This window comes from Microtetraspora sp. AC03309 (genome assembly GCF_020826795.1).
GTDB classification, from domain to species: domain Bacteria; phylum Actinomycetota; class Actinomycetes; order Streptosporangiales; family Streptosporangiaceae; genus Microtetraspora; species Microtetraspora glauca.
Map to the genome: position 1 here is coordinate 129386 of NZ_JADDIL010000004.1, position 13188 is coordinate 142573.

At 70.8% G+C, this 13188-nt stretch carries 13 protein-coding genes; 8 read left to right on the top strand and 5 right to left on the bottom strand.

Annotated elements, in window-relative coordinates; translation table 11 throughout:
* Positions 1-34 precede the first annotated feature (34 nt).
* The gene (locus IMZ11_RS03725) at positions 35-1894 is read right to left on the bottom strand and encodes a gamma-glutamyltransferase family protein (RefSeq protein WP_228637494.1); all 1860 of its coding nucleotides are present in this window, start codon (positions 1892-1894) and stop codon (positions 35-37) included.
* Positions 1895-1996: 102 nt separating this feature from the next.
* Positions 1997-2578: an NADPH-dependent FMN reductase gene (locus tag IMZ11_RS03730; protein WP_061253521.1), complete on the bottom strand. Its 582-nt coding sequence runs from the start codon at positions 2576-2578 to the stop codon at positions 1997-1999.
* Positions 2579-2711: 133 nt separating this feature from the next.
* Between IMZ11_RS03730 and IMZ11_RS03735 the strand changes: the two genes are divergently transcribed.
* The 3 genes from IMZ11_RS03735 (at position 2712) to IMZ11_RS03745 (ending at position 5340) form a co-directional block, all read left to right on the top strand.
* On the top strand, positions 2712-3866 hold the full coding sequence (locus IMZ11_RS03735) for a histidine kinase (protein WP_228637495.1): 1155 nt from the start codon (positions 2712-2714) through the stop codon (positions 3864-3866).
* Complete coding sequence (locus tag IMZ11_RS03740; RefSeq protein WP_228637496.1) at positions 3863-4525, top strand: response regulator transcription factor; 663 nt, start codon at positions 3863-3865, stop codon at positions 4523-4525. The genes IMZ11_RS03735 and IMZ11_RS03740 overlap by 4 nt, the downstream gene beginning before the upstream one ends.
* 167 nt (positions 4526-4692) lie before the next feature.
* The gene (locus tag IMZ11_RS03745) at positions 4693-5340 is read left to right on the top strand and encodes a phosphatase PAP2 family protein (protein ID WP_228637497.1); all 648 of its coding nucleotides are present in this window, start codon (positions 4693-4695) and stop codon (positions 5338-5340) included.
* 17 nt (positions 5341-5357) lie between these two features.
* Here the strand turns inward: IMZ11_RS03745 and IMZ11_RS03750 are convergent, their stop codons facing one another.
* Positions 5358-5873 carry a hypothetical protein gene (locus IMZ11_RS03750; protein WP_228637498.1) on the bottom strand — a complete coding sequence of 172 codons (516 nt, stop codon included), beginning with the start codon at positions 5871-5873 and terminating at the stop codon, positions 5358-5360.
* Positions 5874-6056: 183 nt separating this feature from the next.
* On the opposite strand from IMZ11_RS03750, the gene IMZ11_RS03755 reads away from it, so the two are divergent.
* From IMZ11_RS03755 to IMZ11_RS03765, 3 genes are all read left to right on the top strand, one after another.
* The gene (locus IMZ11_RS03755) at positions 6057-6824 is read left to right on the top strand and encodes an SDR family NAD(P)-dependent oxidoreductase (protein WP_061253517.1); all 768 of its coding nucleotides are present in this window, start codon (positions 6057-6059) and stop codon (positions 6822-6824) included.
* An 80-nt stretch (positions 6825-6904) separates the two neighbouring features.
* Entirely contained in the window at positions 6905-7105 is a 201-nt protein-coding gene (locus tag IMZ11_RS03760; RefSeq protein ID WP_061253516.1) for a hypothetical protein, read from the top strand.
* A 2-nt stretch (positions 7106-7107) separates the two neighbouring features.
* Complete coding sequence (locus tag IMZ11_RS03765) at positions 7108-8172, top strand: sulfite exporter TauE/SafE family protein (protein ID WP_228637499.1); 1065 nt, start codon at positions 7108-7110, stop codon at positions 8170-8172.
* Positions 8173-8253: 81 nt separating this feature from the next.
* Here IMZ11_RS03765 and ald read toward each other — a convergent pair whose 3' ends face one another.
* Positions 8254-9369 carry an alanine dehydrogenase gene (gene ald, locus IMZ11_RS03770; RefSeq protein WP_061253514.1) on the bottom strand — a complete coding sequence of 372 codons (1116 nt, stop codon included), beginning with the start codon at positions 9367-9369 and terminating at the stop codon, positions 8254-8256.
* Between the two features lie 30 nt (positions 9370-9399).
* A complete protein-coding gene (locus IMZ11_RS03775) occupies positions 9400-10782 on the bottom strand; it encodes an aspartate aminotransferase family protein (RefSeq protein ID WP_228637500.1) in 1383 nt (460 codons plus the stop codon).
* A 237-nt stretch (positions 10783-11019) separates the two neighbouring features.
* On the opposite strand from IMZ11_RS03775, the gene IMZ11_RS03780 reads away from it, so the two are divergent.
* Positions 11020-12360: a M20/M25/M40 family metallo-hydrolase gene (locus tag IMZ11_RS03780; RefSeq protein ID WP_228637501.1), complete on the top strand. Its 1341-nt coding sequence runs from the start codon at positions 11020-11022 to the stop codon at positions 12358-12360.
* A 165-nt stretch (positions 12361-12525) separates the two neighbouring features.
* Entirely contained in the window at positions 12526-13179 is a 654-nt protein-coding gene (locus IMZ11_RS03785; RefSeq protein WP_228637502.1) for an ATP-binding cassette domain-containing protein, read from the top strand.
* Positions 13180-13188 lie beyond the last annotated feature (9 nt).

Consider the following 13188-nt stretch of genomic DNA (forward strand, 5'->3'; position numbering starts at 1 on the left):
GCGTCGGCTGCGCTCGGCCGGCGAGTACCGGCGATCAGGGGGACACGACCAGGGCGCTGCCGCCGCCTCTGCGGACCGGTTCAGCGACGGCCTGGACCCTGCCGCGGCCGAGGAACTCCAGCCCGGTGGCGGCGCCGATCTCGGGCGTGGACGTGAACGCGTGCCCGAGCGCGGCGAGCGCCGTGCCGTACCGGTCGATGAAGGCGGGCTCCGCCTGCGTGGCGGCCGCGTTCCGCTGTGAGGCCCGGGGCGCGGCGAGCGCCTCCGGCAGGGCCATCCCGCGGTCGAACCGGTTGACCAGGATCTGCAGCACGGTCGTGATGATCGTCGCGCCTCCAGGGGAGCCGACCGCGAGCAACGGCCTGCCGTCCTTCAGCACGATCGTGGGAGCCATCGACGAGCGCGGCCGCTTGCCGGGCGCGGGCAGGTTCGGATCCCCGGGAGCCGGGCCGAACGTGAAGTCGGTCAGTTGGTTGTTCAGCAGGAACCCGCGACCGGGCACGACGATGCCGTTGCCTCCGGTCTGCTCGATCGTGATGTTGTACGCGACGACGTCGCCCCACCTGTCGGTCACCACGAGGTGCGTCGTCTCCGGCCCCTCGGGTTTCTCCTCCTGAACCGCCTGCTCCGTGACGCCCTTGTCCCGCAGGTCACCGGAGGCGCCGGAGCCGGCGGCGGGGGACGCCGCCGAGCAGGGCTCGTACGTCCCGTCGGGTGAGCCGGGCGCCGCCGGGTTCGGCATGGCGACCGGGCCGACGAGGCACGCCCGCTCCTTGGCGAACCCCTCCGACAGCAGCCCCTCCAGCGGCACGTCCACGTACGCGGGATCGCCCACGAACCTGTTCCTGTCGGCGAAGGCCAGCCGTGACGCCTCCAGATACCTGTGCAGTCCGGTGGTCTCGCCGTCCTCACCGAGCGCCGCGAGGATGCCGAGCGCCTCGCCGACGGTCGACCCGCCCGAGGACGGGGGCGCCATGCCGTACACGTCGAGGCCCTTGACGCTGACGTGCGTCGGCGGGCGTTCGAGTGCCCGGTAGGCGCGCAGGTCGGAGAGCTCCATCAACCCGGGCCTGACCACGCGGGACGAGCCGGTCGTGACCGGCGGGCGCTTCACCGTGGCGACGACCTCCGCGCCGAGCGCCCCGCCGTACAACCAGGACGGGCCGCGCCTGCCCAACTCGCGGTAGGTGGCGGCGAGGTCGGGATTGCGGAACGTGGAGCCGACGGCGGGCGGCTGCCCTCCGGGCAGGTACAGCCGGGAGGTGGAGGTGAAGTCCTTGAACCGGTCCGCGTTGTCCGCCGTCTGGTCGCGGAACGTCTGGTCGACGACGAAGCCCCGCTCCGCGACCTCGATCGCGGGCCGCAGGGCCTGGCTGAGCGGGAGCGTGCCGAACCGGCGCAGCGCGAGGTCCCACTGCGCGACGCTGCCGGGCACGCCCGCGGAGAGCCCGCTCGTCACCGCCTCCGCGAACGGGATGCCCTCGAAGGAGGTCGCGGTCATCGCCCGCGGCGCGGTCTCCCTGCCGTCGATCGTGAACACGCCCTTGCGCCGGGCGTCGTAGTAGACGATGAAGCCGCCGCCCGCGAGCCCCGCGGAGTACGGCTCGGTCACGCCGAGAGTGGCGGCCGCCGCCACGGCCGCGTCCATCGCGTTGCCGCCCTGCCTGAGGATCTTCAGTGCCGCCCTGCTCGCGTCCAGGTCGACGGTCGCCACCGCGCCGCCGTACCCTTCCGCGACAGGGACCTTGCCCGGCTCGCGGCCGACCTGCCGGCCGACCTGCCGGCCGACCGTGGGGCCCAGCTCCGGCAGAGCGTGTGCGGGCGGGGAGACGAGACCGGTGACGAGGATGAGCGCGAGCGGCGCGAGTGCGCCCTGGTGTCCCTTGATGCGCATGAGCGACCTCCACAGATCACTCCAGCATGACTGAGCGAGTCAGGAACGGCCATGGCGTTGTCCGCATCCGGCCAACGGCCGACCGCGGACGGCGGGCTCGACTCAGGGAGCCGAGGGCGCCCGCAGGCTGTGGAACGCCGGGGCGAGCCGGGCGATCTCGGCGAGCATCGCGTCGGCCGACTGGTTCATGACGTCGTTGGGCCGCACGCGCCCCTCCTCGTCGACGAACTCCCGAACGAACGGGATGGCGACCGCCTCGACGACGGGCAGCATCTTCAGCCCGGAGACGATCTGCTTGAGCATCTGCACGGCCCGGGTGCCCGCGGACACGCCGCCGTAGCTGACGAAGCCGACCGGCTTGTACTGCCACTCGCCGTGCAGGTAGTCCAGCGCGTTCTTCAGCACCGCGTTGAAGCTGTGGTTGTACTCGGGGGTGACGAGCACGAACGCGTCGGCCCGCTCGACCGTCGCGCTCCACTCCTTGGTGTGCTGGTGGACGTACTGCCGGAGCCGCGGGTGGTGCGGCTCGTTCATGAACGGCAGGTCGACCTCGGCGAGGTCCACGACCTCGACGTCGAAGACACCCTGGGCGACGGCGCGGTCACGGAACCACTCGGCCACCGGCAGGCCGACCCGGCCGGGACGGGTGCTCGCCACGATGATCTGGAGAATCGGCCTGGACATAATGCTCCTTACCGCATGCACAAAATGGTTGAATCCTCAACATACCTGGAGGCCGCGACTACTCCCGGCGGTGTAGTCCACGCTCCGGCGCCGGGCGGATGAAGTGGTCGGCCGTACTGGCTAGCGTGCTGATGTGCGCAACCGCTCCCGATGGCACCACCTGGCTCAGTGCGTCCTGCCGCTGACCGTGGCGGTCGCCCAGACGCTCGGATCGCGCGGCGCGGAATACGGCCAGGTCTCGGTCGAGAGACTCGGCCGGGTGCCGCTGGACTGGCGCGGCTACGCGCTGCTGCTCGTGGGGCCGCTCGCCCTCGCCGTGCGCCGCCGGTTCCCGGTCGACGCCCTACTGGCCACGCTGGCCGCCACCTGGGTGTACCTGCTGCTGGACTTCGCCTACGGCCCGGTGTTCATCAGCCCGGCGGTCGTGCTCTTCTCTGCGATCGTCTCCGGACACCGCCTGGCCGCGTGGCTCGCCGGGGGCGCCACGTTCCTGTTCTTCGTCGCGTACGCCACCTGGCTCATCCCCGAGCCGCAGGGCTGGTTCCACCACACGGCCGTCGCGGCGTTCCTGCTGCTCACCCTCACCGTCGCGGAGTTCTACCGGGCCAGGCGCGGGCGATTGATCGAGCGGGAACGGGTGGCCGCCGAGGAGTCCAGGCGCCAGGCCAGCGAGGAGCGGCTCAGCATGGCCCAGGAACTGCACGACGTCCTCGCGCACAACATCTCGCTGATCCACGTCCAGGCGTCCACCGCCCTGCACCTGATCGACGACCATCCCGAGCAGGCGCGCACGGCCCTCGCCACGATCAAACAGGCGTCCAAGGACGTGCTGACGGAGATGCGCGGCGTGCTCAGCGTCCTGCGGGACGACGCGCCGCGCTCCCCCACCGCCGGGATGGACCGGCTGGACGAGTTGGTCGAGCGCAGCGGCCTGCGAGTGAACGTCACGATCGACGGCGACGTCAGGGCCGTGCCGCCCGGCGTCAACCGGGCCGGATACCGGATCGTCCAGGAGTCCCTCACCAACATCACCCGCCACGCCCCCGGCTCCCGGGTGGCCCTCCGCATCTCGTACGACCGCCGCGAACTGGCCGTCCTCGTCGAGGACGACGGCGCGGGCGCGGCGAGGGCCGTACCCGGTCTCGGCGGCGGCAACGGCATCCCCGGCATGCGCGAGCGGGCCGCCGCGCTGGGCGGGTCGTTGTCGGCCGGACCGCGGGCCGAGGGCGGTTTCCGCGTCGCCGCGACGCTTCCCCTGCCCGCACCGTCCGACGAGGAGCCCAAGTGATCACAATCGTGCTGGCCGACGACCAGGCGCTGGTCCGGGCGGGGTTCCGCGCCCTGCTCGACGCCCAGGACGGCATGACCGTGGTGGGCGAGGCCGGCGACGGCGCGGAGGCCGTACGGCTGGCGCGGGAACTCCACCCCGACGTGGTGCTGATGGACATCCGCATGCCCGGCACGGACGGCCTGACCGCCACGAAGACGATCGGCGCCGACGCCTCGCTCGACGCCACGAGGATCATCATGCTGACGACGTTCGAGCTGGACGAGTACGTCTTCGAGGCCCTGCGGAACGGCGCGAGCGGCTTCCTGGTCAAGGACACCGAACCCGCGGAGCTCATCCAGGCGGTCCGGGTGGTCGCGTCCGGAGACGCGCTGCTGTCGCCGAGCGTGACCCGCCGCCTCATCGGCGAGTACGCCGCCAGGGCGAAGTCCCCCGGGGCGGCGCGGGAGCTGGACGTGCTGACCGACCGGGAACGCGAGGTCCTCGGCCTGGTCGGCACGGGCATGACCAACGACGAGATCGCGGGCACGCTGTTCATGTCGCCGGCGACCGCCAAGACCCATGTCAGCCGCGCGATGATGAAGCTCCGCGCCCGCGACCGCGCCCAGCTCGTCGTGATCGCATACGAGTCCGGGCTGGTCCGGCCGGGCTGGCTCTGACATCCGGCGGCGTCCGGCCGCGTCCGACATCGGCGGACATCGGCGGACATCGGCGGACATTGACAAGGTCAACCCGGATCCACGACTTCGGATGACCGCATTTACTGCCGAATGGCCGTACTGTCCTCTAATCGGTTAACGATCAGTGACAGTACGGAGAACGGCAGATGGACAACCAGTTCGATGACATTCCCGACATCAGCGCGGAGTGGTACCGGGACATCGTCGAGTTCGCCGGGAGCACCCCGCACTGGTTCCAGAAACTGGCCGAGGTCGGGACGGACGGAGTGCTCTTCGTCTTCGCCGTGCTTTTCCTGGGCGCGTGGTGGCGGGCCAGGAGGCGGGACGACCGCACGATGGCCCTGGCGCTGCTCGCGCCCGTCGCGATGGTGGTGGCCTACGTCGCCAGCGAGGTGATCAAGACCTTCATCCGGGAGGATCGGCCCTGCCGGATCGTGCACGACGTCGTCACGATCGCCCAGTGCCCGCCGCTCGGGGACTGGTCCCTGCCGAGCAACCACTCGACGCTCGTCGCCGCGGCCGCCGCCGCCCTGGTCGTCGCCTGGCGCCGCACCCTGCCGTACGTGACGGTACTCGCCGTACTCGGGGCGTTCTCCCGCGTCTTCGTCGGCGTGCACTTCCCGCACGACGTCCTCGCCGGAATCCTGCTGGGCGTGATCGCGGCACCCCTGTTCATGCTGGCCGTGTCCGCGCCCGTGACCTCGCTGGCCGGGTGGGCGCGGGGGCTGACCGCCCTGCGCGTCCTGCTCAGCGACACCAGGACGGATAGGTCAGTCCCGCTTCATAGGCGATGAGCGCCGCTTCCACACGGCTACGCCCACCTCAGTCCCTCACTTTCGGTTGACATCCCCACCGCGATCCGTAACGTTTGTGTCGAAGCCGGCTTCCATAGGAAGCCGGAAGTCGTGGAGCCGGGAACCCCCGCGCAGCCGGGACCCCGGCTCGGCGCGTTTATTCGCCCTTCCGCCCCAGGAACGGAACATCGATCAAGGCGGTGTGCGGCTCGTACCACTGCGACCAGTTCGTCTTTCCCTCGGCCATCGCGGTAGCCGACGGCGTAACCAACGACGAAGGTCACGCCCCGCAACACCGCGAGGGTGGAAATGATCTCCCTCGTGCGACGCTTGTCCTTGATACGTGCCACGTGCAATCGGGCGAAATCGTGCCTCGGCTCGGCGTCCTCCGGCCTGACCGGCGACCGCAGGAAGGATCGCAGCAGTATGGACTGCTCGATCTCGACAACCGCCGCGGCGATGACGAACACGCCGGGCCGGCCTTTTGCGGGTTCCATGTCAGCCTCGTCGAGGAAGGCCGCCAGGCGACTCATCGTGCTCCTTCGGCATCGGTAACCCTGTGCGACAAGGCGTACAACGGGCGGAGTACGGGCGGGCGGGCGGAACACCACCGGAACGGTAGACGGGGATGATCCGCTCCGGGGACGTCCGAACCGATCGGAGAAGACAGGCTGGGAGCCGTCCACTCGTACCGATCGAAGGCCAAGGGGGCCGTCATGAACCGGATCTATCCCGACCTGCAGGGCAAGGTGGCCGTCGTCACCGGAGGATCGCGCGGCATCGGCGCGGCGACCGCGTACGCGCTGGCGATGAGCGGAGCGAAGGTACTCGTCAACGGGCGGGACAGCGCGGCCATCGACGCGACGGTGAAGGGGATCGCGGCGGCGGGCGGCACGGCCGACGGGTTCGCCGCGGACTCCACCGATTTCGCCGCCGTCGAGGCCATGCGCGGCCACACGGAGAGCACGCTGGGACCCGTGGAGATCCTTGCGGTCTTCGCGGGTGGCGGCATCGCTCCACCGGGGCCGATCGAGCGGCTGACCGAGGAGGAATGGCACTCCAGCGTCGACGGCAACCTGACGGCCACCTTCCTGGTGCTCAAGAGCTTCCTGCCCGGGATGAAGGAGCGCCGGTCCGGCTCGATCATCACGATGGCCTCGACGGCGGGCCGCCAGGCCAGCCAGGCTCCCGCGCCGTACGCCGCCGCGAAGGCCGGGATCGTCATGCTGACCAGGCACGTCGCCGCCGAGACCGGACCGTACGGCGTCCGCGTCAACTGCGTGTCGCCCTCGGCCGTACGGACGGAGAGGACGGCCCGGCACATGTCGCCCGAGGCGCAGGAGCAGGTCGCCGCGCTGCACCCGCTGCGCCGCCTCGGCACGCCGGAGGACGTCGCCGACGCGACGTTGTTCCTCGCGTCGGACGCCTCGTCCTGGCTCACCGGGTTGACCATCGACGTCGCGGGAGGCCGGGTGATGTCCTGACGGAGCCACCGAACTGTTACTGGTCGTCCTCGGATCACCACGTTAGGTTGCGCGAGTAGACACGCCTCAAGGAGGACGCTGTGAGATCCATCGCGCGTTTCTGCGGCAACTGCAGCTGCGGCTGCCCTGAGCTCTTCGTCGACTCGTCCGCTCCGCCGGACCGTCAAGTGGTCATCACCGATGATTTCGGGCAACGGGTGGAAATGAGCCTCGACCAGTTCGGCTCCATCGTCGAGGCCGCGAAGAACGGCACGCTGGACGATCTGGCTCTCGTCACCTGAACGTGGGTCCGGCCGCCCTCTTCGTCGGCGGGTTCGCCGCGGGCCTCGCGGCGGGCACCGCCTCGTGCACGGCGGTTCAGGGGGGCCTGCTCGTCGGCCTGACCAGACCCTCACGATCGGCCACGCGCCCGGAACCGGAGCCGGTGGGACCCGATCCCTCGCATTCCCCTTCCCCGGCGGCCGGTCACGGGAGCGGGAGGCCGACGGCGACGGACGCCATCGCGGTGGGGGCGTTCCTCTCCGGGCGGCTGGCCTCCCACACGCTCGCCGGTGCGCTGCTCGGCATGGCGGGCTCGGCCGTACGACTCGGAGCGCCCGTGCGGGCGGCACTGCTCGTCGGGGCCGGGCTCATGGTGATGGTCTTCGCCATCGGGCTCATCCGGCACCGCGAGGCGCCGGGCTGCTCGCCGGGGCGTCCGGACCCGCGTCCTGTCGTCCGGTCACCGGTACGGCGCGGCCTGTCGCTGGGCGCGGCCACGGTTCTCGTCCCCTGCGGCGTGACGATCAGCATGGAGGTCGCGGCCGTCTCCACCGGGTCGGCGCTCGCGGGCGCGGCGGCGATGGCCGGATTCGTCCTCGGGACCGCTCCGGCCTTCGCGGTGCTCGGGCTGCTGCTGCGCCGTCTCTCCTCGACCCGGCTGGCGGCCCTCACCGGAGTGGTCGCGCTCATCGCCGGGCTCGTCACGGTGTCGTCGGGACTCCGCCTCGGTGGTTGGCTGCCCGAACTCGGGGGTACCGCGTTCGGCCTCGCCGCGGGGGCCGGCACCCGGGCCAACACCGCCGCGTCGGCCGGGCCCGGCGGCGTCCAGCAGATCACGGTCTGGGCGACAGAACGCGGGTTCCGGCCCGGAATCGCCACGGCCCGGGCCGGTCGACCGCTGGAGATCGTCTTCCGTACCCGGGACAACCACGGGTGCACCCGTACCGTCTCGGTGGACGGCGACGACGTCGTGCTGCCCGTGACCGGCCAGGGCGTCGTACGGCTGGCGTCCCGGCCGCCGGGCGACCTCCGCTACGCGTGCGGCATGGGGATGTACGCCGGGTTCATCCGCTTCACGGTTCCGTGAGCCGTCAGCGTCAACCGCGGCGCGGCGCCACCCCCGTGGCACCGCGCCATGACCGTGTCATGAACTGTGTCGTGAACGGGATCAGGCGGCGACGAACTCCTCGACCGGGGTGAACGGCAGGTCGTGCGCCACCGCCACCGGCTCGCTGGTGATCCGGCCCGCGTGGGTGTTGAGCCCCAGCCGGAGCGCGGCGTCACCGCGGAGCGCCTCGCGCCAGCCCAGGTCGGCCAGCTTCACCGCGTACGGAAGCGTGGCGTTGGTCAGGGCGTACGTCGAGGTGTTCGCCACCGAACCCGGCATGTTGGCCACGCAGTAGAAGATCGAATCGTGTACCTGGAACGTCGGCTCGGCGTGGGTGGTCGGGCGGGAGTCCTCGAAGCAGCCTCCCTGGTCGATCGCGATGTCGACGAGCACGGATCCCGGCTTCATCCGGGAGACCAGCTCGTTGGACACCAGCGTCGGCGCCTTGGCACCCGGGATGAGGACCGCGCCGATGACCAGGTCGGCGTCGAGCACGGCCCGCTCGATCGCGTACGCGCTGGACACGACGGTCTTCAGCCGGCCCTGGTAGATCGCGTCGATGAAACGCAGCCGGTCGATGCTGATGTCGAGGATGGTGACGTCGGCCCCCATGCCGACGGCGATCTGCGCGGCGTTGAGGCCGGAGACGCCGCCGCCGATGACGACCACCTTCGCCGGGGAGACGCCGGGGACGCCGCCGGGAAGGATGCCCCTCCCGCCGTTGAACCGCATCAGGTTGTACGCGCCGACCTGCGGGGCGAGCCGGCCCGCCACCTCCGACATCGGAGCGAGCAGCGGGAGGCCGTTCCCGACCTGCACCGTCTCGTACGCGATGGCCGTCGTCTTCGACGAGAGCAGCGCGTCGGTGCAGGGCCGGGAGGCGGCCAGGTGGAGATAGGTGAAGAGCACCTGGTCCTCGCGCAGGCGGTGATACTCCTCCGCGATCGGCTCCTTGACCTTGAGGATCATCTCCGACTCGCCCCAGACGGCGTCGGCGGTGTCCACGATCTTGGCTCCGGCGGCGAGGTACTCCTCGTCGGTGATGTGCGAGCCGAGGCCGGCACCACGCTGTACGTGGACGTCGTGACCGTGGCGGACGAGTTCGTGAACTCCCGCCGGGGTCGCGGCGACGCGGTACTCGTGGTTCTTGACCTCGGCCGGCACTCCGATTTTCATGCTCTGGGTTCCCTTCATGGGGTCACGGTTTCATAGCCGGGCCCAAGCCTCGGTGAGCACCGAGCGGAGGATCCCCTCGATCTCGTCGAACTCCTTGGGGCCACAGATCAGTGGCGGCGCGAGCTGGACCACCGGGTCGCCGCGGTCGTCGGCGCGGCAGTAGAGGCCCGCGTCGTAGAGAGCCTTGGAGAGGAAGCCGCGAAGCAGCCGCTCCGACTCGTCCTCGTTGAAGGTCTCCTTGGTCGACTTGTCCTTGACGAGCTCGATCCCGTAGAAGTAGCCGGAGCCGCGGACGTCGCCGACGATCGGCAGGTCGAGCAACTTCTCCAGCGTGCCGCGGAACACCGGCTCGTTGGCGGTGACGTGACCGAGAAGGTCCTCGCGCTCGAAGATGTCGAGGTTGGCCAGGGCGACCGCCGAGGCGACCGGGTGGCCGCCGAAGGTGTAGCCGTGGGCGAACGTCTCGGTGCCGTTCTTGAACGGCTCGAACAGCCGCTCGGAGGCGATCATCGCGCCGATGGGGGCGTAACCGCTGGTCAGTCCCTTGGCGCAGGTGATGATGTCCGGCACGTAGTCGAACTTCTGGCCGCCGAACATCGTGCCGAGGCGCCCGAAGGCGCAGATGACCTCGTCGGAGACGAGGAGCACGTCGTACTGGTCGCAGATCTCGCGCAGGCGCCGGAAGTATCCGGGCGGCGGCGGGAAGCAGCCGCCGGCGTTCTGGACCGGCTCGACGAAGACGGCGGCGACGGTGTCCGGGCCCTCCATCTCGATGGCCCGGCCGACCTCCTCGGCGGCCCACCGGCCGAACGCCTCGGGGTCCTTGTCCGACCCGGCGAAACCGGTGATCTCGTCGGCGCGGTAGATGTTGGTGTTGGGCACCTTGATGGCGCCGGGCACCAGCGGCTCGAAGACCTGCTTCAGCGCCGGGATGCCGGTGATGGACAGCGCGCCCTGCGGCGTGCCGTGGTAGGCGATGGCACGGCTGACGACCTTGGTCTTCAGCGGCTTGCCCTGGATCTTGAAGTACTGCTTGGCGAGCTTCCACGCCGACTCCACGGCCTCGCCGCCGCCGGTGGTGAAGAAGACGCGGTTGAGGTCTCCGGGGGTCATCCCGGCGAGCCGCTGCGCCAGCTCCGCCGCCTTCGGGTGGGCGTACGACCAGAGCGGGAAGAACGCCAGGTCACGCGCCTGCTTCGCGGCGGCCTCGGCGAGCTCCTCCCTGCCGTGCCCGACCTGGACGACGAACAGTCCGGCCAGACCGTCGAGATAGCGCTTGCCGTGGATGTCGTAGACGTACGCACCCTCGCCCTTGACGATCATCGGCACTTCGGCGCCCTGGTAGGCGCTGTGCCGGGTGAAATGCATCCACAGGTTGTCCTGTGCGGCCTTGAGAACGTCGGGGTCCGTCATCGCAACCTTCCTAGGGTGATCTGGTGCTTGCTTCAGTCTGCACGTCGAAGTCGCAAAAGCCAAGCGATTGCGTGGCTTCAATGTGCATGAACCTCGGAATCCGTGATATCGACATGTAACCACAACGAAATCCGTTAGGCGATTCTTGGACAAGCCCGGCTTCGCCGGCCGCTGGCGCACGTCAGCGGTGTGATCCAATGAGGCGCATCAGACAAAGGGGTCGGAGAGGGGAAACGCATGACACCCGAAGAGATCGAGAGCGCCGTCGAGGCCGGCATGCCACAGGCGGTGGAGGATCTCAAGCGCCTCGTCGCCATCCCGTCGGTGGCTTTCCCCGGCCACCCCGACGAGCCGGTGCTCGCCGCCGCGGCGATGACCGAGGAGTTGCTGCGCGGCGCCGGGCTGCCGAACGTGCGCCAGATCCCGGTCGAGGGCAGCTTCCCGGCCGTGTTCGCGGAGGCGCCCGCCCCCGAGGGGGCTCCCACCGTGCTGCTGTACGCCCACTATGACGTGCAGCCGCCCGGCGACGCCGCCCAGTGGCGTACATCGCCGTTCGAGCCGACGATGATCGACGGCGCGATGTACGGCAGGGGCGCGGCCGACGACAAGAGCGGCGTGATCGCGCACGTGGCGGCGCTGCGCGCCTTCGGCGGCGAGTTCCCCGTCGGCGTCAAGGTCATCGTCGAGGGCCAGGAGGAGTACGCCGGGGAACGCCTGGAGGACTTCGTCGAGGCCAACCCCGACCTCGTGCGCGCGGACGCGATCGTGGTCGCCGACTGCGGCAACCCGCGCATGGGCGAGCCGGCCCTGACGACCACGCTGCGCGGGATGGCCGCCTTCACCGTAGAGGTGCGGACGCTCCGCGAGTCCCTGCACAGCGGCGCGTTCGGCGGCGCCGCCCCGGACGCGCTCGGCGCCCTCATGCGGATGCTGTCCGCCCTGCACGACGATCGCGGCGACGTACGGGTGCCGGGCCTGCCGCAGGGCACCTTCGAGGGCGGCTCCGAGGAGACGGATGACGACTTCCGGGCCACCGCGGGTGTGCTCGACGGCGTCTCGCTCGTCGGCTCCGGGTCAGTGGCCGACCGCCTCTGGTCGTCGTACGCGATCACCGTGACCGGGCTCGACGTGCCGACCGTGTCGGGCGCCATCAACGCCGTGCAGGCGGTGGCCCGCGCCCGCGTCACGATCAGGATCCCTCCGGCGGGCGACGCGAAGACCGCGCTCGACGACGTGACGGGCTTCCTGCAGAAGGTCGCGCCGTGGGGCGCCCAGGTGACGTTCGGTGACTTCGTCACCGGGTCGGGCTTCATGGCCGGTTCGGGCGGCCGGGCACGGGCGGCGATCGACCAGGCCATGGAGCGGGCCTTCGGCCGGGCGCCGCGCGACGTCGGTCAGGGCGGCTCGATCCCGCTGGTCGCGAAGCTCTCCGGGTTGTTCCCCGAGGCCGAGATCCTGCTCTACGGCGCCGAGGACGGCGACTCGTCGATCCACGCCCCCAACGAGCGGGTGAACCTCGACGAGTTGCGCAAGGTCATCACCGCCGAGGCCCTGTTCCTCGCGAACTACGGCGCCTGATCCGCGCGCCGGACGTGCGGCCTCTTCCGAGAGGTCGCGCGTCCGGCATTCGCGTTTCCGGGCGTGACCCCGCCTGACCTCAGGAGTCACCGAAATCACATTTCGCCTCGCCCTCGCATGAGTCTAGATTTGTACTGACTGGTCAGTTCAAGGAGGAGGCGTGGCGTGGCGTTCACAGGGGTCCGGGTCGTGGCGAAGGACCTCTCGCTGAAGGGCGAGCACGGCCCCGTCTACTCGAGCGTCTCCCTCACCGCCGGGCCGGGCGGCCTCACCGCCGTCGCCGGGGCGGCGGGCAGCGGGCGGACCAGCCTCCTGCTGACCCTCGCCGGCCGGATGCGACCCACGTCCGGCACGCTCGTCGTCGGCGGCCAGAGCGGGATCCGCCGCGTCCAGCGGGCCACCGCGCTCGGCCTCACCTCCGGCGTGAACGAGCTCGACGGCGCACTGTCCGTACGGGATCACCTGCACGAACGGCTGGGCCCCTGGGGGCTGCCGTGGCGCAGGCGGTACGCGCGCACCGCCGGTGCCGCGCTCGCGCGGGCGGGGCTCGACGTCACCGGCCTGCCCGAAGGCGAGCGCACCCTCGCCCGGCGCCTCACCCGCGATCAGGCGGTCCGCCTCGGGATCGCACTCGCGCTCCTCGACCGGCCGGGACTGCTCCTGGTCGACGACGTCGACCTCGGTCTGCCCGAGGCGCGCGGGCACGAACTCTGGCGCACCCTGCGCGACCTTTCCGACGACGGCCTCACCGTCGTCGCCTCCTGCACCGGCCCGGCCCTCGCCGGGCGCTACGCCGACGCCGTCACAGAACTCCCGTGAAGGACCTCC